Source organism: Providencia sp. PROV109 (assembly GCF_033681625.1).
In the GTDB taxonomy this organism is placed as follows: domain Bacteria; phylum Pseudomonadota; class Gammaproteobacteria; order Enterobacterales; family Enterobacteriaceae; genus Providencia; species Providencia hangzhouensis.
Window position 1 is genome coordinate 1,347,711 of record NZ_CP096320.1, and the last position, 21,411, is coordinate 1,369,121.

Annotated in this window: 14 protein-coding genes, 3 tRNA genes, 3 rRNA genes and 1 pseudogene; 9 read left to right on the top strand and 12 right to left on the bottom strand. The window is 43.3% G+C overall.

Translation table 11 applies throughout. The features are described 5' to 3' along the window. From M1F25_RS06150 to metN, 3 genes are read right to left on the bottom strand one after another with little or no spacing between them, the layout of a single operon-like run. Positions 1 to 822 (bottom strand): MetQ/NlpA family lipoprotein, encoded by an 822-nt coding sequence (locus M1F25_RS06150; protein WP_004257378.1) that lies wholly within the window; start codon positions 820 to 822, stop codon positions 1 to 3. A 59-nt stretch (positions 823 to 881) separates the two neighbouring features. Beyond that, entirely contained in the window at positions 882 to 1,535 is a 654-nt protein-coding gene (gene metI / locus M1F25_RS06155) for a methionine ABC transporter permease MetI (protein WP_004257375.1), read from the bottom strand. Beyond that, positions 1,528 to 2,559 carry a methionine ABC transporter ATP-binding protein MetN gene (metN, locus tag M1F25_RS06160; RefSeq protein WP_112307284.1) on the bottom strand — a complete coding sequence of 344 codons (1,032 nt, stop codon included), beginning with the start codon at positions 2,557 to 2,559 and terminating at the stop codon, positions 1,528 to 1,530. Before metN ends, metI begins: the two co-directional genes overlap by 8 nt. Before the next feature lie 168 nt (positions 2,560 to 2,727). Between metN and gmhB the strand changes: the two genes are divergently transcribed. From gmhB to tnpA, 8 genes and pseudogenes are all read left to right on the top strand, one after another. Further along, entirely contained in the window at positions 2,728 to 3,294 is a 567-nt protein-coding gene (gene gmhB / locus M1F25_RS06165) for a D-glycero-beta-D-manno-heptose 1,7-bisphosphate 7-phosphatase (RefSeq protein WP_110591297.1), read from the top strand. Positions 3,295 to 3,820: 526 nt separating this feature from the next. Then, positions 3,821 to 5,360: ribosomal RNA gene (locus M1F25_RS06170) — 16S ribosomal RNA — on the top strand. 64 nt (positions 5,361 to 5,424) lie between these two features. Further along, positions 5,425 to 5,501: transfer RNA gene (locus M1F25_RS06175), tRNA-Ile, on the top strand. A 138-nt stretch (positions 5,502 to 5,639) separates the two neighbouring features. Further along, positions 5,640 to 5,715 (top strand) — tRNA-Ala (locus M1F25_RS06180). Between the two features lie 325 nt (positions 5,716 to 6,040). Further along, positions 6,041 to 8,949: ribosomal RNA gene (locus tag M1F25_RS06185) — 23S ribosomal RNA — on the top strand. Between the two features lie 143 nt (positions 8,950 to 9,092). Continuing rightward, positions 9,093 to 9,208 (top strand): 5S ribosomal RNA (gene rrf, locus M1F25_RS06190). Together the 16S, 23S and 5S rRNA genes with 3 tRNA genes alongside form the textbook arrangement of a ribosomal RNA operon. A 59-nt stretch (positions 9,209 to 9,267) precedes the next feature. Then, positions 9,268 to 9,344, top strand: a tRNA-Asp gene (locus M1F25_RS06195). 182 nt (positions 9,345 to 9,526) lie between these two features. Further along, positions 9,527 to 9,984: pseudogene (tnpA, locus tag M1F25_RS06200) on the top strand (IS200/IS605 family transposase). Between the two features lie 268 nt (positions 9,985 to 10,252). Here the strand turns inward: tnpA and M1F25_RS06205 are convergent. The 7 genes from M1F25_RS06205 to M1F25_RS06235 form a co-directional block, all read right to left on the bottom strand. Next, the gene (locus M1F25_RS06205) at positions 10,253 to 10,963 is read right to left on the bottom strand and encodes an ArsR/SmtB family transcription factor (RefSeq protein ID WP_112307282.1); all 711 of its coding nucleotides are present in this window, start codon (positions 10,961 to 10,963) and stop codon (positions 10,253 to 10,255) included. Further along, positions 10,960 to 11,349, bottom strand: coding sequence for a hypothetical protein (locus tag M1F25_RS06210; protein WP_004257151.1), 390 nt, complete (start codon positions 11,347 to 11,349; stop codon positions 10,960 to 10,962). The genes M1F25_RS06205 and M1F25_RS06210 overlap by 4 nt, the downstream gene beginning before the upstream one ends. Then, positions 11,342 to 11,665 (bottom strand): antibiotic biosynthesis monooxygenase family protein, encoded by a 324-nt coding sequence (locus tag M1F25_RS06215; RefSeq protein WP_094961787.1) that lies wholly within the window; start codon positions 11,663 to 11,665, stop codon positions 11,342 to 11,344. The genes M1F25_RS06210 and M1F25_RS06215 overlap by 8 nt, the downstream gene beginning before the upstream one ends. A gap of 117 nt (positions 11,666 to 11,782) precedes the next feature. After that, positions 11,783 to 12,115, bottom strand: coding sequence for a YfiM family lipoprotein (locus tag M1F25_RS06220; protein WP_181489472.1), 333 nt, complete (start codon positions 12,113 to 12,115; stop codon positions 11,783 to 11,785). A 71-nt stretch (positions 12,116 to 12,186) separates the two neighbouring features. Next, positions 12,187 to 13,542 carry a CDP-diacylglycerol--serine O-phosphatidyltransferase gene (pssA, locus tag M1F25_RS06225; RefSeq protein ID WP_094961788.1) on the bottom strand — a complete coding sequence of 452 codons (1,356 nt, stop codon included), beginning with the start codon at positions 13,540 to 13,542 and terminating at the stop codon, positions 12,187 to 12,189. A 159-nt stretch (positions 13,543 to 13,701) separates the two neighbouring features. Beyond that, positions 13,702 to 16,347: a bifunctional acetate--CoA ligase family protein/GNAT family N-acetyltransferase gene (locus M1F25_RS06230; RefSeq protein WP_181489473.1), complete on the bottom strand. Its 2,646-nt coding sequence runs from the start codon at positions 16,345 to 16,347 to the stop codon at positions 13,702 to 13,704. 228 nt (positions 16,348 to 16,575) lie between these two features. Beyond that, entirely contained in the window at positions 16,576 to 17,277 is a 702-nt protein-coding gene (locus tag M1F25_RS06235; protein ID WP_096864974.1) for a tRNA-uridine aminocarboxypropyltransferase, read from the bottom strand. Between the two features lie 171 nt (positions 17,278 to 17,448). Between M1F25_RS06235 and M1F25_RS06240 the strand changes: the two genes are divergently transcribed. Next, positions 17,449 to 18,543, top strand: a complete 1,095-nt coding sequence (locus M1F25_RS06240; protein ID WP_004257138.1) for a tRNA/rRNA methyltransferase — start codon at positions 17,449 to 17,451, stop codon at positions 18,541 to 18,543. A gap of 106 nt (positions 18,544 to 18,649) precedes the next feature. Here the strand turns inward: M1F25_RS06240 and emrB are convergent, their stop codons facing one another. Beyond that, on the bottom strand, positions 18,650 to 20,188 hold the full coding sequence (gene emrB, locus M1F25_RS06245; RefSeq protein WP_094961790.1) for a multidrug efflux MFS transporter permease subunit EmrB: 1,539 nt from the start codon (positions 20,186 to 20,188) through the stop codon (positions 18,650 to 18,652). 13 nt (positions 20,189 to 20,201) lie between these two features. Continuing rightward, complete coding sequence (gene emrA / locus M1F25_RS06250) at positions 20,202 to 21,383, bottom strand: multidrug efflux MFS transporter periplasmic adaptor subunit EmrA (protein ID WP_153674166.1); 1,182 nt, start codon at positions 21,381 to 21,383, stop codon at positions 20,202 to 20,204. Between the last annotated feature and the right edge of the window lie 28 nt (positions 21,384 to 21,411).

Genomic DNA, 21,411 nt, shown 5'->3' on the forward strand with positions numbered 1-21,411 from the left:
TTACCAACCTTTAACTGCACCACCATCGAAGACTTCATTAGCTTTGTTTGCTACTTCATCTGATTGATATGCCTGAATAAATTTTTTCACGTTCTCACTATCTTTATTATCTTCACGAGCAACAATAATATTTACGTACGGAGAATCTTTATCTTCAACAAATAAACCATCTTTTGCAGGTGTTAATTTAGGTGTAGCACTACTTGCCCAAGTCGTATTGATAATCGCTAATGCAATTTTTTGGTCATCTAAAGCACGAGGTAATTGAGGCGCTTCTAACTCAACAAATTTCAGGTCTTTCGGGTTTTCAACCACATCTAAAACAGTTGGCATTAAGCCAGTACCATCTTTTAATTTAATTAAACCTTGTTGTTGTAATAACAGCAATGAACGGCCTAAGTTAGTTGGGTCATTTGGTAACGCAATTTGAGAGCCATCAGCGAGTTCATCTACCGACTTAATTTTTTTAGAGTAAGCCGCAATTGGATAAATAAAGGTATTTCCAACAGGAACTAATTTGTAGTTACGATCTTTAATTTGTTGATCAAGATAAGGCTTGTGTTGGAATGCGTTCGCATCGATATCGCCTTTACTTAATGCTTCATTAGGTAAAACGAAGTCATTAAATGAAACGAGCTCAACATTTAAACCGTACTTTTCTTTAGCAACTTTCTGTGCGACTTCAGCAACTTCTAATTCTTTGCCCATGATCACACCAACTTTGATGCTGTTGGCATCTTTCTCTTTTTCACCACAACCAGTGAGAACGAGTGTGCCTAATAGCGCGCCGACAACTGCGATAGATTTTAATTTAATAGACATTGGTTTACCCCTTTAAAACGGACTTTATAAGCACCTTAACGGCGCAGCTATTTTACTAACTATCGATGTGAAACTTTTTTCATTAAATACTCGCCACCAAACTGAATTAGGTTTACTAAAATGACGAGGAGAACAATAACAGTATTCATCACAACAGGGTTATAAGTTTGATAACCATATTGTAGTGCGATTTGACCTAAACCACCGGCACCAACTGCACCACCCATTGCAGAATATCCGACTAACATAATTAACGTGATAGTGGCTGCATTAATTAAACTTGGCAATGCTTCAGGGATCAAAATCTTACGAATAATCTGAAGCGGAGTCGCTCCCATCGCACGGGCTGATTCAATTAAACCACTTGGAATTTCTAATAACGCATTTTCAACCATGCGAGCAATAAACGGCGCAGCGCCAATTGTTAAAGGAACGATTGCCGCTTTTAAACCAATAGTCGTTCCAACAAGAAACGAAGTTAATGGAATAATCCACACCAGTAAAATAATAAATGGCACTGAGCGGAAAATGTTTACTACAACTGCAAGAGCACGATATAGCCCTACATTCTCCATTACTTGGTCTTTGCGTGTAATATAGAGCAATACACCTAATGGTAAACCTAAAACAAAACCCAAAAAGCCGGAAACAAAGGTCATTGTGATAGTGTCAATTGTGCCGTTAATCAGCAGGTAAATCATTCTCTCAGACATAACCCAAAACCTCTACTTTCACATGATGCTCTTTTAAAAATGCAATTGTGGATTCAACCCCACCATTGATGCCATGTAGCTCTGCGAGCATCACACCAAATTTCACGCCGCCGGCGTAGTCAATTTGTGAACTTAAAATATTAATATCAATATCAAATTTGCGTACAGCCATTGAAATTAAAGGTGCATCAACAGACTGCCCTGTAAATTCGAGCTTGAGTAATGGTGATAAGTCCTTACCTGGCTCCGTTTTTAATCGTTCTTTATAATCATCTGGAATATCAATAACTAATGTTGATTGAATAAACGCTTGAGCGACAGGTGTTTTTGGGTGAGAGAATACTTCACTCACTTTGTCTTGCTCAATTAATTGACCGCCACTTATTACAGCTACTTGATCACAAATACGTTTTACAACATCCATTTCGTGGGTAATTAATAAGATAGTTAAGCCTAATCGACGGTTAATATCTTTTAATAATTCTAAAATTGAACGGGTTGTCGCGGGGTCTAATGCACTTGTCGCTTCATCACATAGTAATACTTTTGGTGAATTAGCTAATGCGCGAGCTATAGCAACACGTTGCTTTTGTCCGCCCGAAAGGTTTGCTGGGTATGCATCTTTCTTTTCAGTTAACCCAACTAAATCGAGTAATTCACTTACACGCTCTATAATTTTTTCTTTAGGCGTATTATCAAGTTCCAAGGGGAGAGCAACGTTATCAAAGACGGTACGTGAAGATAACAGGTTAAAATGCTGGAAAATCATGCCAATGCCGCGACGTGCTCTCGTCAACGTTTTTTCAGTCATTGATGTTAAATCTTGTCCATCAACAATAACTTGGCCTGAAGTTGGGCGTTCAAGCATATTCACGCAACGAATAAGCGTACTTTTACCCGCACCTGAAGCACCAATAACGCCATAGATCTGACCAGCAGGCACATGCAAGCTAATATCAGTAAGCGCTTGAATGTTACGGCTTCCTTGCTGGAAAACTTTATTAATATTTGAGAGCTTTATCATTTATAGTTTCTAACTTTATCTGAATTGTTTTTAGATAGTGTATCTAATAAGGTTGGATGTTAAGGCGTCTAGACGTCTAAGTCAATAAAGATTGTTCTATTTATTCTATTCTCCTTTTATTTCTTTTCATGAGATACTAAAAAGATACTAAATTTTAGGAGTAAACAGGTGAGTAACGGGATCCCAGCAGTCTTTTTAGATAGAGATGGAACAATTAATATCGATCATGGTTATGTACATAAAATTGATGATTTCGAATTTATTGAAGGGTCAATTGAAGCGATGCTCGAATTAAAAAAGATGGGTTATGCATTAGTTATTGTAACTAACCAGTCAGGTATTGGTCGGGGAATTTATACAGAAGACCAGTTTATGCAACTCACAGAATGGATGGATTGGTCATTAGCAGATCGCGGTATCGACTTAGACGGTATTTATTTTTGCCCTCATCATACTGAGGCTACAGTAGAAGAATATCGCCAAGACTGTAATTGCCGTAAACCAAAGCCAGGAATGCTACTAGACGCGCAGGCTTTTTTAAAAATAGATATGGCATCATCTATTATGGTGGGTGATAAACTTGCTGATATGTTGGCAGGCAAAGCCGCTAAAGTCGGTACAACTATATTAGTGAAAAGTGGTGAGCCAGTCACCGATGAAGCAATCAATAATGCAGATATTGTTATTAACAGTATCGCAGAGTTGCCAGAAACGCTAAAAAGAATCAAAAAGTAGCCTTTTTGGGTGGTAAATAGGCAGTTAGAAAAAAAATGTAAAAAAACACTTGCCAGATTTTTCTGACTCCCTATAATGCGCCACCACTGACCGGGAACAAGACAACGCAAAGCGCGATGAACACTGAAACGGCAGCGAGAGATTCTGAAAAGAAAAAGCAAAAAATTGCTTGACTCTCACGGAGGAAAACGTAATATACGCCTCCTCGCAGCAACGACCGAACGGTTGGTTTTCATAAAGAAAAGCTGCAACGCTCTTTAACAATTTATCAGACAATCTGTGTGGGCACTCACAGGACACTATCAAAAAAATATTTGATTTTAAGTCTTGAAGAGTGACTAACACGTTAATTCATATATATGAAATAAGGTAGTAACGCTTATTTTGGAAGGATAACGCGAAGGCAAGCAGAGATAACCCGAGACAGTACTTAGGTACGGCGAGGGGAAGCGATGCGAAGCCGACAAAGTTAGCCGAACAAAAGAACGTTACGGTCAGTAAGACATTCTTTGAGCATCAAGCTTTTTAATTGAAGAGTTTGATCATGGCTCAGATTGAACGCTGGCGGCAGGCCTAACACATGCAAGTCGAGCGGTAACAGGGGAAGCTTGCTTCTCGCTGACGAGCGGCGGACGGGTGAGTAATGTATGGGGATCTGCCCGATAGAGGGGGATAACTACTGGAAACGGTAGCTAATACCGCATAATCTCTCAGGAGCAAAGCAGGGGAACTTCGGTCCTTGCGCTATCGGATGAACCCATATGGGATTAGCTAGTAGGTGAGGTAATGGCTCACCTAGGCGACGATCCCTAGCTGGTCTGAGAGGATGATCAGCCACACTGGGACTGAGACACGGCCCAGACTCCTACGGGAGGCAGCAGTGGGGAATATTGCACAATGGGCGCAAGCCTGATGCAGCCATGCCGCGTGTATGAAGAAGGCCCTAGGGTTGTAAAGTACTTTCAGTCGGGAGGAAGGCGTTGTTGCTAATATCAACAACGATTGACGTTACCGACAGAAGAAGCACCGGCTAACTCCGTGCCAGCAGCCGCGGTAATACGGAGGGTGCAAGCGTTAATCGGAATTACTGGGCGTAAAGCGCACGCAGGCGGTTGATTAAGTTAGATGTGAAATCCCCGGGCTTAACCTGGGAATGGCATCTAAGACTGGTCAGCTAGAGTCTTGTAGAGGGGGGTAGAATTCCATGTGTAGCGGTGAAATGCGTAGAGATGTGGAGGAATACCGGTGGCGAAGGCGGCCCCCTGGACAAAGACTGACGCTCAGGTGCGAAAGCGTGGGGAGCAAACAGGATTAGATACCCTGGTAGTCCACGCTGTAAACGATGTCGATTTGAAGGTTGTTCCCTAGAGGAGTGGCTTTCGGAGCTAACGCGTTAAATCGACCGCCTGGGGAGTACGGCCGCAAGGTTAAAACTCAAATGAATTGACGGGGGCCCGCACAAGCGGTGGAGCATGTGGTTTAATTCGATGCAACGCGAAGAACCTTACCTACTCTTGACATCCAGAGAATTTAGCAGAGATGCTTTAGTGCCTTCGGGAACTCTGAGACAGGTGCTGCATGGCTGTCGTCAGCTCGTGTTGTGAAATGTTGGGTTAAGTCCCGCAACGAGCGCAACCCTTATCCTTTGTTGCCAGCGATTCGGTCGGGAACTCAAAGGAGACTGCCGGTGATAAACCGGAGGAAGGTGGGGATGACGTCAAGTCATCATGGCCCTTACGAGTAGGGCTACACACGTGCTACAATGGCGTATACAAAGAGAAGCGACCTCGCGAGAGCAAGCGGAACTCATAAAGTACGTCGTAGTCCGGATTGGAGTCTGCAACTCGACTCCATGAAGTCGGAATCGCTAGTAATCGTAGATCAGAATGCTACGGTGAATACGTTCCCGGGCCTTGTACACACCGCCCGTCACACCATGGGAGTGGGTTGCAAAAGAAGTAGGTAGCTTAACCTTCGGGAGGGCGCTTACCACTTTGTGATTCATGACTGGGGTGAAGTCGTAACAAGGTAACCGTAGGGGAACCTGCGGTTGGATCACCTCCTTACCATTGAAGTGTTTTGTGAAGTGCTCACACAGATTGTCTGATGAAATAGAGTAGCGGTATCGATAGGCTTGTAGCTCAGGTGGTTAGAGCGCACCCCTGATAAGGGTGAGGTCGGTGGTTCAAGTCCACTCAGGCCTACCACTTTTCTCTTATGCTGCGTTATGGCTCAGCTCATTTACCCAAAAGTAAACTTCGCTAACCCACGCCTTGCCTAAGAAAAAAGACCTCCGAATAAGAACATCTTATTAAGAGATTAATTGATACCGAAAATACCTTTATGGGGCTATAGCTCAGCTGGGAGAGCGCCTGCCTTGCACGCAGGAGGTCAGCGGTTCGATCCCGCTTAGCTCCACCATAATTTTTCTGATTATTCAGAATAGATTAGTAATAGTCTATTGCGAATAATTATGCTCTTTAACAATCTGGAACAAGCTGAAAATTGAAAACAACGCACATTGTTTATCGCTTAAACAATGTGAGAGTCTCTCAAAATTTCAGACCTGAAATTTTCGGTCACTTTAGCGAGTGGCATGAGCGAGCAGTTAGTCCTTCGCGGCGGCCAGCGCACAGCAAGCGCAGCATACATAAGTATGTGAGCATTGCGAGCACTGCCCAACAAAGAAGGAATGCACGCACAGCCATGACAGTAAGGTGAACGTTGAAACAATTTCGGGTTGTGAGGTTAAGCGACTAAGCGTACACGGTGGATGCCTAGGCAATCAGAGGCGATGAAGGACGTGCTAATCTGCGATAAGCGTCGGTAAGGTGATATGAACCGTTACAACCGACGATTTCCGAATGGGGAAACCTAGTGCAATTCGTTGCACTATCGTTTGATGAATACATAGTCAAACGAAGCGAACCGGGGGAACTGAAACATCTCAGTACCCCGAGGAAAAGAAATCAACCGAGATTCCCCTAGTAGCGGCGAGCGAACGGGGAGCAGCCCAGAGTCTTAATCAGCATTAGCATCAGGAGAACGGTCTGGAAAGTCCGGCAGTAAAGGGTGATAGCCCCGTATCCGAAGATGTTAGTGTTGTGAACTCGACGAGTAGGGCGGGACACGTGTTATCCTGTCTGAATATGGGGGGACCATCCTCCAAGGCTAAATACTCCTGATTGACCGATAGTGAACCAGTACCGTGAGGGAAAGGCGAAAAGAACCCCGGCGAGGGGAGTGAAATAGAACCTGAAACCGTGTACGTACAAGCAGTGGGAGCCTTGATTTATCAGGGTGACTGCGTACCTTTTGTATAATGGGTCAGCGACTTATATTCTGTAGCAAGGTTAACCGAATAGGGGAGCCGTAGGGAAACCGAGTCTTAACTGGGCGAATAAGTTGCAGGGTATAGACCCGAAACCCGGTGATCTAGCCATGGGCAGGTTGAAGGTTGGGTAACACTAACTGGAGGACCGAACCGACTAATGTTGAAAAATTAGCGGATGACTTGTGGCTGGGGGTGAAAGGCCAATCAAACCGGGAGATAGCTGGTTCTCCCCGAAAGCTATTTAGGTAGCGCCTCGTGAACTCATCTTCGGGGGTAGAGCACTGTTTCGACTAGGGGGTCATCCCGACTTACCAACTCGATGCAAACTACGAATACCGAAGAATGTTATCACGGGAGACACACGGCGGGTGCTAACGTTCGTCGTGAAGAGGGAAACAACCCAGACCGCCAGCTAAGGTCCCAAAGTCATAGTTAAGTGGGAAACGAAGTGGGAAGGCTCAGACAGCCAGGATGTTGGCTTAGAAGCAGCCATCATTTAAAGAAAGCGTAATAGCTCACTGGTCGAGTCGGCCTGCGCGGAAGATGTAACGGGGCTAAACTATGCACCGAAGCTGCGGCAGCGATATGTAAATATTGTTGGGTAGGGGAGCGTTCTGTAAGCTTGTGAAGGTGTGCTGTGAGGCATGCTGGAGGTATCAGAAGTGCGAATGCTGACATAAGTAACGATAATGCGGGTGAAAAACCCGCACGCCGGAAGACCAAGGGTTCCTGTCCAACGTTAATCGGGGCAGGGTGAGTCGACCCCTAAGGCGAGGCAGAAATGCGTAGTCGATGGGAAACGGGTTAATATTCCCGTACTGGTGATAATTGCGATGGGGGGACGGAGAAGGCTAGGCTATCCGGGCGACGGTTGTCCCGGTTTAAGGATGTAGGCAGGTGAATTAGGCAAATCCGGTTCACTACATGCTGAGGTCCGACGACGAGTCACTACGGTGATGAAGTAGCTCATGCCCCGCTTCCAGGAAAAGCCTCTAAGCTCTAGATTATCATTAATCGTACCCCAAACCGACACAGGTGGTCAGGTAGAGAATACTCAGGCGCTTGAGAGAACTCGGGTGAAGGAACTAGGCAAAATGGTGCCGTAACTTCGGGAGAAGGCACGCTGGCATTAGGTGAAGTGATTTACTCATGGAGCTGAAGCCAGTCGCAGATACCAGCTGGCTGCAACTGTTTATTAAAAACACAGCACTGTGCAAACACGAAAGTGGACGTATACGGTGTGACGCCTGCCCGGTGCTGGAAGGTTAATTGATGGGGTTATCCGTAAGGAGAAGCTCTTGATCGAAGCCCCAGTAAACGGCGGCCGTAACTATAACGGTCCTAAGGTAGCGAAATTCCTTGTCGGGTAAGTTCCGACCTGCACGAATGGCGTAATGATGGCCAGGCTGTCTCCACCCGAGACTCAGTGAAATTGAACTCGCTGTGAAGATGCAGTGTACCCGCGGCAAGACGGAAAGACCCCGTGAACCTTTACTATAGCTTGACACTGAACATTGAGCCTTGATGTGTAGGATAGGTGGGAGGCTTTGAAGCGTGGACGCCAGTCTGCGTGGAGCCAACCTTGAAATACCACCCTTTAATGTTTGATGTTCTAACGTTGCCCCATTATCTGGGGTGCGGACAGTGTCTGGTGGGTAGTTTGACTGGGGCGGTCTCCTCCCAAAGAGTAACGGAGGAGCACGAAGGTTGGCTAAGCATGGTCGGACATCATGCGGTTAGTGCAAAGGCATAAGCCAGCTTGACTGCGAGAGTGACGGCTCGAGCAGGTACGAAAGTAGGTCTTAGTGATCCGGTGGTTCTGAATGGAAGGGCCATCGCTCAACGGATAAAAGGTACTCCGGGGATAACAGGCTGATACCGCCCAAGAGTTCATATCGACGGCGGTGTTTGGCACCTCGATGTCGGCTCATCACATCCTGGGGCTGAAGTAGGTCCCAAGGGTACGGCTGTTCGCCGTTTAAAGTGGTACGCGAGCTGGGTTTAGAACGTCGTGAGACAGTTCGGTCCCTATCTGCCGTGGGCGTTGGAAGATTGAAAGGGGCTGCTCCTAGTACGAGAGGACCGGAGTGGACGCACCACTGGTGTTCGGGTTGTCATGCCAATGGCATTGCCCGGTAGCTAAGTGCAGAAGAGATAACCGCTGAAAGCATCTAAGCGGGAAACTTGCCTTGAGATGAGTCTTCCCTGACTCTTTAAGAGTCCTAAAGGAACGTTTAAGACTAAGACGTTGATAGGTTGGGTGTGTAAGCGTAGCGATACGTTGAGCTAACCAATACTAATGAACCGTGAGGCTTAACCTGACAACACCGAAGGTGTTTTAGAGAGATTGAGTTGTTTTCAACGAGAGTGAGAAGCCGAAAGGTGAAGGACACGCAGCTTGTTTGAGATTGAGGTTCTGGTTTGCGAAGAGTAATAAGCGCAAACGGGAACAAAATAGAATTTGTCTGGCGGCAATAGCGCGGTGGTCCCACCTGACCCCATGCCGAACTCAGCAGTGAAACGCCGTAGCGCCGATGGTAGTGTGGGGTCTCCCCATGTGAGAGTAGGGAACTGCCAGACATTAATTAAAGGTTTATTGCCCAATAAGCAGTAAACAGCCGAAAGGCAAAAGAATAAGTGGAGCGGTAGTTCAGTTGGTTAGAATACCTGCCTGTCACGCAGGGGGTCGCGGGTTCGAGTCCCGTCCGTTCCGCCACTTATCAAAGCCTCGTGATAAAAATCACGAGGCTTTTTTGTGCATAGAAAACCCCCAGCTAGGCTGGGGGTTCCGTAAAGCTTTCAGCTTTGAATAAGATATTAAAACCCCTTTTGATTTGTTAAAACACCTTGCGGTCTGGCAACTGCAAGAGTCAAACAAAAAATCAAAAGGGGGTCCCAATGGGGGACGAAAAGAGCTTAGCGCATACACGATGGAATTGTAAATATCACATTGTTTTTGCCCCAAAGTATAGAAGGCAAGTTTTCTACGGTGAAAAACGTAGGGCGATAGGTAGTATTTTAAGGAAATTGTGTGAGTGGAAAAATGTCAGGATAGTGGAGGCAGAATGTTGTGTTGACCACATACACATGCTTCTAGAAATCCCACCCAAGATGAGTGTTTTGAGCTTTATGGGGTATTTAAAAGGAAAAAGTAGCCTAATGCTTTATGAGCAATTTGGGGATTTAAAGTTTAAATATCGAAATAGAGAGTTTTGGTGCAGAGGGTACTATGTTGATACGGTAGGAAAGAATACGAAACGAATACAAGAATATATAAAACATCAGTTAGAACAGGATAAATTGGGAGAGCAATGTCGATCCCCTATCCGGGCAGCCCGTTTACGGGCCGTAAGTAATCCATAGATGCAAATGTCAGGGCCGTTATGCGCCTGTTAGGGCGCGGCTGGTAACAAAGCCTTATAGGCGCATATTAAAAACCTCCGGCTATGCCGGAGGATATTTATTGTATTACTAACATACTGGATTTTATGGATAATAACCTATTGTAGGTGACTTGGGGCATTGTTTGGAGAAATACAGTTTTACGTCTGCTTTTAATTAGTAATTAGCTTGGTAAGTATATTATCAAATCGTTCTAGGGGTGTTCGTTATTTTGTTGGGGGGTTAAGCTATATTAATATTAAAAATACGCTTTAAAGCTTTCTTACCGTAGGTAGTAAAAGTAATTTCTCGATAACCTTTTGTTTTCTCTATCCATTCTTTTTCTGCAAAAAATTTCAATAGTAAGGTTCCTGCTAGTCCCCCTAGGTGCATACGTCTTTCACTCCAATCCAAACAAGCACATGCTATTTTTCGTTTTGTATTAGGATCAATGTCGATACCTAATTTTTTAAATTGATTGGCACCAATCATTGATAATTTATTTTCTCTAGCTGTAAACCAGCCATTTTTATCCATAAATTCGTAGATCTGAACGGCAATTTCTCCGGCTAAGTGATCATAGCAAGTACGTGCCTTTCGCAGATGAATAGGTGTTGTTATAGGTGGGGTGTACTCCAATTTCATGGATACCCCCATTAATGTTTCTAATAATTCGGCAATGTCTGTGCCTGCAAGCCTATAATAACGGTGTCTTCCTTGAGATAGACAACTAATTAAGTGGCTGTTTAAAAGTTTAGTTAAGTGTGCACTCGTTGTTGATGGGGCTATATTTGCAGCTACGCTTAATTCTGTTGCTGTCCAAGCCCTGCCATCCATTAATGCACACAAAATACTGACCCTTGAAGGGTCAGCAATCGCAGAGGCAACTTTTGCGATAGATTGTTCTAATGGCTCTTTTTCTTCAATGGGAATACTATCTTTGCTTGGTATCATGGTTGGCTTTCCCACTTCTTTGTTACTTCAGCGGCTAATATATTGTTGTCTGTTATTAATATTAACCTGTTATTGTGGTCGCTGTATTGAACAAGGATATTAATTTGGTGAAGTGCGAGTTGAGAAACAATTTCTCCAAGTTCGCCAGGACGTTCTTGTTTTAATTTGCGGATCACTGGTTGTATGATACTTTCAACCTGTAAACCCTCAGTAGTTAAGGCATCTCGTGCTTTTTCTGGCTGGGTAACAAGAAAGTGAGCATGACTTTTTTCTTCGATAGAAAAAACGCCACCACCTTCAAGGCCAATACCATGTTTCCCTAATGTTGTCGCCAATAGTGCTAAAGCACCTACTTGGTTTTCAATAATCACATGAATATCATACATCAAAGCTATCCTCGTTATTGAATGAGTAATCCTTTAAGGTATGGGCAACTCGAATTCGATAATGGGAAAAAATGGTTTGTTGTCCTTCAACTTGTGCATCGATATGCATGAAATGGTTTTTCCATTGTTTTACTGCTTCTTCTGTTTCCCACCATGAAAGTGAGAGAATTTTTCCTTCTGTTGTAATAGATTGAAAGCGTTCGACAGCAATAAACCCGTCAATGTGCATAAGTTCAGATTTAAGTTTGGCTGCCAATTCAAAATAACGCTCTTTTTGCACTGGTATTGGGATGGCTTCAAAAATTACGGCAATCATAAAACTCTCCTTAATGTAGAAGCTCAACTATAACGGTTTAATTTATAGATACTTCGATGGTGAGCGAAATATTAAAAATAGGAGAGGAATGTAAAAAATGGGAAAGAAGGGCGTGGGTTACTTTAAGGACTGATATAAACTATAACCTGCTATTGACCCTGCAACATCATAGGCAAAATCATGCCAACTCCACCCAGTACCATTAGGCCTGCTGTCATAAAGCTCTTTTGCTGTGCCAAGAGAAACTGAAAATAGAATACCAAATATGGCAGCATCGCGGTGTTGCATGTTTTGTTTATCTGCATAAGCATTACCAGCCGCAGCCATCGCGGCTGAAAATGCAAAATGCTGCGCTTTATCTTTACCTTGCCAATTATCATTAGCCCAATGAAAACCAGTACATCCTGTTGAAATGAATATAAGTAAGCTAATGATCAGTGATTTAAACATTTTTGGTAAGATACCTAAAAAATTAAAGTAGCAAAGTAAAAGCGCCACCGAAGTGACGCTTTGTTTAAATTCTAAAGGATGCGGCTAATTAACCGGTCGACTCGTATTCGACGTAGTCGTCGGATTAATTTTTTCACTTTAACAGGATAGGTTTGGATGCTATCTAGTTCGCGAAAATGGCTAACAACCTTAGTATGAGTTCGAATGCACTCTAGCTCGTGATTGCGTTGCTCTTGCAGCTGTTGTTTTGGATCGTGAATTAATACTGCGTTTTCAAGATCTAACCCCCAAGCGCGTGGGTTTAAGTTGTTACCCGTGATCAATTGCCAGTGATTATCAACCCACATCCCCTTTAGGTGATAGGTATTGTCTGCGTCTTTCCAGAGCCTTACTGTTAACTGCTGGTTATCAATAAAGCGTTGCAAGCGACTAACAAAACGGCGCAAGTTGATCTCATAAAGGTATGGCAATGCACCAATAATTTTAAATGGCTCTTCAGGTGGGATATAGAAGTCGTTGGCAGTTTTGTCACCAATGATAATTTCTACTTGTTTGCCATCACGCAGTAACCGACTAATAACCCTAACTAACACCGCAGGCAAATTAAAATAAGGCGTACAGATTGTTAGTTTATTGTTTGTTGCACCCATTAAATGCGTGATAACACGGTTTAAATCGTTTTTCTTACCGAGACCAACAAAGGGAGTGACGGACAGCTCATCATTAGTTGCATTCCCTGAAAATTGATAGGACGCTCCCCGTAAGCCCAAACGAAATTGTTTAATTAAATGCTTAAACTCAGCTGTTTTTGGTCGAGTTGGCGTATTTAATAAATGAATGGCATCAGCTTGTAGTAATGCGTCATCAATAAATTTTTTCATTGATGCGGTAAGTTGGCTATTTTTGATCAGGTGATAGCGGTCGTAACGGTATTTACTATGACGTTGTAAATAGACGTCATTAATACTTGCCCCGCTATAGAGTAGAGTATCATCAAATAAAAAGCCTTTTAGATGCAAAACACCCAGAGCTTCCCGTGTATTTACAGGGATGCCGTAGATAGGGATTTCAATTTCAGGGTAATGTTTTGCAACATCATAATACCAATCGGCATTAGTGGCGTTTGCTGCAACCCCGATGCGACCTCGCTGAGCACGGTGCCAGTCTACGAGAATTTTGATATCCAATGATGTATTAGCTTGTTTTGCAGCGTATAAAGCATGAAGTACGTCTTTACCTGCATCGTCTTTCTCTAAATACAAAGCCGTTATGTAGATAGTATTTTGAGCCTGAGAAATTTGTTTAAGCAGTTCATCACGAAAATCTTCTGTCTTATATAGCGTTTTTACATCAGCAATTTCTTGAGAGAGTTTTGGTAAACTTAACAAATATTGTTGATGTTTTGCTTGTTTTAATTTTGACAACATCACAGTGTAAATTTTCTCTTATTAGTCTAATAGCAACTCGCTTTGCGCACATTTTTAAGCGAATGATCTATGGATGATAGCATATTTAGCTAAACCATTTAGTATAAATTGACGACTTGTTTAATTACTATACAAGTTAAGCCGTGTCCTTAGATATTTCTATAAGTGAAGTGTCAGATTAACGACTCCATCTTCAAATTGAACGTCAATCTCAAAACCAAGTTTTTTAGCTAGGCTTATCATATTGCGGTTTTCAGGCATAGTTATGGCTGTTAGCTTTTTAATGCCGTGGCTTCGCGTATAGTTAAGTAACTTTTGCATAAGTTGATAACCGAGCGTTTGCCCTTTCATATCAGAGCGAACCAGTACTGCAAATTCAGCCTCTTGGTTATCAGGATCAGCCATTGCTCGCGTGACGCCAATAATTTCAGGCGTAGTATTGGGGTTTTTTACCGCAACGAAAGCCATTTCACGGTCATAATCAATCTGTGTCATATTGGCGAGGTCGTCATGGGTAAATTCGCTGATCTCGCTAAAGTAGCGATAATAAAGATCCTCTTTAGTCACTTGCTCTATAAAGGATTTTAGCAAAGGTTCATCTTCAGGGAGGATCGGTCGTAGTAAGCAGGTAAGATCTTCTTTTAAATGAATTGTTTCTTCTAGCTCACTAGGATAAGGGCGAATTGCCAGCCTTGATGTTGTCGCATCATCTGTTGGGCTTAATGCCATGGAGACATCAAGTAAAGTAAATTCATCCCCTGAGGCGAGCAATGGATGAATATCTAACCTTGTAATATTTGGGCAATCAATAATTAAATTTGAAACTCGTACTAATAAAGCAGATAACCCTATGATGTTTAATGGTTCTAAAGCACTTCGGGATTTTATTTTATAACCTTTAATAGCATTAATAACTAGGTAGCGAGCTAAAGCCATATTTAGCGGAGGAAGAGCTACAGCAGCTTGGATCTCTTGTTGCCACTCAATACCACCTTCTCCTAACATGATAAGAGGGCCAAAGACAGGGTCTAGTTCAACAGCGATCCTGAGCTCTTGAGCACCTGCTCGATTAGCCATACTTTGTACTAGTAGCCCTTCAATTCGTGCATTAGGGAAATTTGTTGAAACACGTTCCATAATCGCTTTAGCTGCATCTTCTACCTCTTTAGCATTGCGTAAATAGAGCATGACCCCTTGTACTTCTGACTTGTGTACAATATCGGGAGAACGTAGTTTTAAAGCAACGGGGTAACCAATTTTCTCTGCGATTTCAATGGCTTCATTGCTCGAATGTGCAATCCAGGTGGGTAAGCTATTTAACCCGTAGGCTTTTAAAATTGGCTGAACTTCATGAGTATCCAAGTGGAGCTTATTATTTTCTAATGCTTGCTGAATATATTCATGAGCCTGTTGCGTATTAGCGGTGATACCTACTGGGAGGGCTGGCGTTTCTTTTAATTGTTTTTGGTTACGGCGATATTCCACCATATGCATATACGCCGTGATTGCCCCTTCTGGAGTGCGGTAGGTAGGGATCCCAGCTTCACTAAATAGGCGACGAGATTCTTGAGAGGAATATTCTCCACACCAGTTGGTTAAAATGGTTAGCCATTTTCCGCGTGGGTGTTGCTTAATAGTTTTAATAATTTTTTCTGCCATGGTTTTACTTTCAGTTATCGCACTGGGAGTGTGGATAAGTAACAAAGCGTCATGGTCATGGCTATCGAGCATTTTGTTTAGTACATTGATATAGCGCTCAACTGTGGAATCATCTCCTAAGTCAATCGGATTTTGTGTTGATAAATCAAGAGGTAATAGTGAGCTTAATTCATTTTCTGTTTCAACACTTAGCGTTGCAAGTTTACCATTACGTAAGAGAAGTTCGTCTAATGCCATCGCGGCTGGGGCAGAACCATTACTCATGATTGAAAGACGCTCACCGCGTAATGGAGTCATGTAACTTAATGTCTCAACCGCAGAAAACATTTCGTGAGTATCTTGCACGCGAAGAAGACCTGCACGCTGGATAGCGGCATCGTAAGCGGCATCTAGGCTAGGCTTATCGCCCAGTAGTTTTTGTGCTTTGCGGGTTCGACCACTTTTTATCACTAATATAGGTTTATTGCGTGAGGCACTGCGAGATGATGATAAGAAACGTCGTGCATCACTAATGCTCTCAAGGTACAACAAAATAGCGCTGGTTTTGCTGTCACGCGCTAAGTAATCGAGTAAATCGTCAATATCTATGTCGATGCTATCACCAAGGGCAATAAAATAAGAAAAACCGATGTCTCGGTGCCTTGCCCAATCCAGAACGGTATTCGATACAGCAGCAGATTGAGAGATAAAAGCGAGTTTTCCTTTTAAGATTGGTATTGGAGAAAAACTCGCATTCAAACCTTGCCATGGTGCGAGAAAACCTAGGCTATTCGGGCCTAATAGGCGAATTTGATATTGCTGGGCGACTTTTTTCAATTCATTAAACTGAATTGAAGGGGATGACAAAATAATAACCACTTTACAGCCAGCTTCCCCTAATTGCTGTAAACAGGAGATATTACGTGAGTAATGGGTACAGATAACGGCAAGATCAGGTTTGAGCGGTAATTTATCTATAGAAGGATAAGCAAGTACGCCGAGGACAGAGTTTCGGTTTGGATTAACAGGTAAAATAGGACCTTTAAAACCGCTGGTAAGTAGGTTTTTCATCATCACCGAACCTGCACGGCTCGGGTTTTCAGATGCTCCCACGACAACGATAGACTTTGGCCGGAATAAAGATTCTAACTGACTGACTAAACCCATGGTTGATAACCCTTTGCTTTGCTGAACGAGATAAGCGTTCAATAGATAAAAAGTGGCTGAGTGATACTTATGAATACTATGCCTTATCTTTGAGATTGCGCTAGTTTATCTGGTGAGTTTAATTAATTTATACAAGCACGTTCACGTTTTATCAGCACGACGATCTAAAAGTTGTCATTTAATGGTACTGGGCTCGAAAAGAAAGAGAAAAACAGTACCAATAAATAGTTAGAGGTGGGATTCGGTAAGTAGCTTCTGTGCAATAGGGTGATGCGGTTTCCCTTCAAGGTATTTTTGACGGAAAAGATTGAAGTGGCTAAAGAGTTGTTGTGAAGCGTCTAAATCTCCCGCTAATTCTAAAACGGTAGCTGCAACTTCGGCGGTACAATGTTGTTCTTCCCTTGATGGCGTACGGAGTAAGTAGTCAGTTCTTGCTTTGGTATTAATTGAAAGCATTGGAATATCATTAAGATAAGGGCTTTTTCGAAACATTTTGCGTGCTTCAGGCCAAGTCCCATCGAGTAAAATAAATAAAGCGGGTTTATCCGACAAAGTCGGTTCATTGACCACGATGCGTTCATTTTGAGCGTAGCTTTCTGGAAAAATAAGGTAAGGCTGCCTTGTGGTGTCTTGCAGTGCCGCCAATAGCTGCGCATCAGGCTCTGTTCTTGACCATTGAAAGGCCAAAGTGTCGGGCAAAACATCCGCAATCAACTTTCCTGTATTACTTGGCTTAAATACCTCACCATCAAACATAATCAAGCAAAATTGGCTTTTTGCTTGTGATGATATGGTGTCTTGGCATAGGCATTGTGGGTTAGGTAACAAACAATATTGGCAACGTTTTACTCGGCAGCCTCGTGCCCTAAACGGTTTAGTCGATAATGCGAGGCGCTGTTGACGCAGGTGATAAACGGCATTCGAAGTCATGTTGAATTATATTTTTTAGGCCTAAAATTAAGGCGCATATTGTACGCAAAACGATTTCTATACGATAGAAGTATATTCAATAACTTTTAGATGAGATAATAGTGCGAATCGGTAGCGTAGCCATGCAACATCATGTAATCTTCGCGCCATAGCTTAGTGTAGGGGATAGTGATGAACGACTCGAATGATTTTAGTGGTAAAAACGGCAAAGTAAAAGTGATGTATGTCCGCAGTGAAGAGCAGGACAACAATAAAGGTAATGATAAACGCCGAGGCGGTGGCCGTGATGATAGGCGCGGTAATGACAAGCGTGGTGGTGATAGACGAGATGGTGCCCGTCAAGATCGTGGTGGTCGCTCAAGCCGCCCTGAAGGTGGGCGTGAAGGTCGTCGCTCTGATAACCGTAATGAAGCACCTCGCGAGCGTTCGCCATGGCGCACTGTTTCTAAGCCAGATAGCGAAGAGTTAACGAATGACCATGGCGGAATTGTTGGTAAGAGCCAGATTGACCCTGAACAATTGCGTAAGCAGCGCCAAGAAGAAACTCGTATCTACGGTGAGAATGCCTGCCAAGCCATGTTTAAAAACCGCCCTGATGCGATTGTTCGCGCATGGTTCTTGCAATCTGTCACACCGCGTTTTCGTGATGCGTTAAAATGGATGGCGGCAAATCGCAAAGCTTACCACGTTGTTGATGACGAAGAGTTATCGAAAGCATCCGGAACTGAACATCATGGTGGTGTCTGTTTTATCATTAAAAAACGCGGTGGAATGAGTGCTGATGCTTACTTGCAGCAAGCGGCAGGTAATGACTGCGTATTAGCACTGGAAGATGTGGGAAATCCACATAATCTGGGAGGAATTATGCGTAGCTGTGCGCATTTCGGTATCAAAGGTGTGATTTTGCAGGATGCAGGCATGCTAGAGTCTGGGGCGGCAATTCGCACTGCAGAAGGTGGTGCTGAACACATTAAAGCGATTGATGCAGATGGATTAACAGATACTTTGGATAAATTCCGCAAAGCGGGTTATACCATTGTGACGACTTCTAGCCATAAAGGCAGTCAAGATCTCGCAAAAGCGAAGTTACCGGCCAAAATGGTCTTAGTTTTAGGCCAAGAGAGTGATGGTTTAAGTGATAGTACGTGGGATCAAGGCGATATGAGTCTCTATATCGGTGGAACAGGTAAAGTGGAAAGCTTGAATGTCTCTGTTGCAACAGGAATTATGTTAGCCCAGTGGTGGCAACAAAACCAAGTTAAATAACCACCTACGCTTTATCAGAAAAATAAGACCATACATAAAAGGATGTATTCCCGCTATGTATGGTTTTTTTATATCTATCACCAAGTTATTCACTGGATTGGGCTAATTAATGAGCACCACCACCGCCTTTTGAACCTGCCCCAAATGGTGGCTTAGCGAACCAGACAATGACCATCAGTAGGATAAAAATTCCAGCTGAGAGCCAGAATATCTCATTTGCTGACATAATCAGTCCTTGGTCAGTAATCGTTTTAGCAAGATAGGCCGCACTTTGCTGCTCATTCATGCCTATTTTCGCCAGTTCACTGTACATCTGTTGGGCATTTGGGTTATATGGGTTAACAAATTCAGCGAGGTTTTCATGATGCATTGACTCTCTTTGGGTCCACATTGTTGTGGTGATTGATGTCCCAATGGCTCCAGCTAGGGTACGAGTAAAGTTAGATAAACTCGATGCAGAGGCCATTTTTTCTGGCGGCAGGCCAGATAATGTAATGGTTGTCAAAGGCATAAAGAAACAAGCGATGGCTAAACCTTGCACAAATTGCGGCCAAGCAGCTTCGGCAAAACTCATCCCAGGTTCGAAAGTATAAGCACGCCAATAGTAGCAAACAGCATAGATAATAAAGCTGAATGTAACTAAATAACGCATATCAATTCGGTTACCAAAACGCCCTATAATTGGTGTAATCAATAGCGGTAATAATCCTACAGGTGCAGAGGCTAACCCAGCCCATGTTGCGGTATAGCCATAAACTTCTTGTAGCAATTGCGGCAGTAGTACAATCGTTCCAAAATAGAGCATGTAAGCAAGGCTTAAGGACAAACAGCCAATCGTAAAATTGCGTTCTTTAAATAGGGATAAGTCGATGACAGGATGGTCATCGGTGAGTTCCCATACAATTAAAAAGGCAATAGCGACAACGGCAATAACGGTCAGGACGATAATTTCAGTCGAGTTAAACCAATCCAGCTCTTTGCCTTGGTCAAGCATAATCTGTAAAGCACCAATACCAACAACCAATAGCACTAAACCAATAGTATCAATGCGCTGAATAGATATTTTAGTTTCACGGCCTTTTAAGGTGCGCATGATGGCAAAAATGATCGCAATACTAAATGGTACATTGATAAAAAATATCCAGCCCCAATGGTAGTTATCACTAATATAACCACCAAGAATCGGTCCGCAAATCGGAGCAATAACGATAGTCATTGACCAAAGGGCGAGGGCCATATTGCGTTTGGCTGGAGGATAATTGTTAAGCAGTAGGCTTTGAGATAAAGGAATGAGTGGTCCTGCGACTAAACCTTGTAAAACTCGGAATAAGATCAGCATCTCTAAGCTGCCAGAAATACCGCACAGCCATGAAGTTAAAGCGAATAAGCCTGTAGACCATAAAAATAGCCTGACTTCACCTATCCTACGGGCTAGCCAACCAGTGATGGGGATGGAGATCGCATTGGCAACGCCGAAAGAGGTTATTACCCAAGTTCCTTGCGAGTTGGATGCCCCCAAGTTTCCCGCAATGGTTGGAATAGCTACGTTAGCAATGGTGGAATCAAGAACTTGCATAAATGTTGCCAATGAAAGAGCAATTGTCATCCATGCGAGTTTTGATCCCGTTAAAGGTGCTGTCGTCACGATTGCACCCCCACTATTTATTTCCTAGGTTATTATTAATTATCTCAGTAACTATTTTGTCCGCAGGAGACATATCTACAGCTAATGCAGCAGTATGGTAAGCAGGGGTATCACGCATCCCTTTAGAAAGCACTTTGCCATTTTTATCTAATGTATCAACCGTAACTTCGGTGGATAAACCGATACGTAATGGATATTCTTCAAGTTGGTTTTCATCTAAGGCTATACGTACGGGTAGGCGTTGGACTACTTTGATCCAGTTACCACTGGCATTTTGTGCAGGTAATAAAGAGAACGCGCTACCTGTTCCCATATCAAGTCCCACAACAGTACCGTTAAATACGATATCTTTACCGTAAAAATCAGTAATGACCTTCGCTGGTTGGCCGATACGCATATCCGCAAGTTGTGTTTCTTTAAAGTTCGCATCAATCCACATACCATTGGAAGGAACGATGGCCATTAATGGGGTTGAAGGGGTGATTTGTGAACCCACTTGTACACTGCGGCGTGAAACATAGCCATCAACAGGGCTGACGATTTTCGTCCGTTGCAAGGTGAGCCAAGCGTTTCGAACTTGTGTTGCTGCTTGCTCTACTGCGGGTTGTTTTTCAATTGAGCTATTTAACACTATGGCTTGATTAGCATTATATTGTTCTATTGCCATGTCTAATGCCGCTTTAGCACTGACGACAGCTTCTCTTGCGTGTTGTAGTTCTTCTTTACCAATGACATGGCTACTACCTAAAACTTCTCGACGTTTTAAATCATTTTGCAACCGGTTTAATTCAGAACGTTTGACCTCAATATTGGCTTGTAGCTGGCGGCTGTTAACCATGTGCTGGCGGGTTTGACGCACACTGTTGGCTAATTCTGTTTTTGCTTTATCGAGAGCTAATTCAGCATCACGTGGGTCCAGTTCAACCAAAACAGTTCCACTTGTCACGAAATCTGTGTTGTCCACATTGACAGTCATCACGCTGCCGGAAACTTGGGATTGTATTTGTACTTGGTTTCCCGCGACATAAGCATTATCCGTTGATTCATAGTGACGAAGAACGAGATACCAGTAGGCCCCCCAGCCAACGCCTATAATAATAAATAATAGAGTCAACAAGATAAGCGCACTTTTACGTTGCCTTTTTTTATTTCGTTGGGGAGTTTGCGTTTGTTGCATTTCCTCAGGGGAACTCATACTCGTATTTCTCCACTTCTCTGGATAA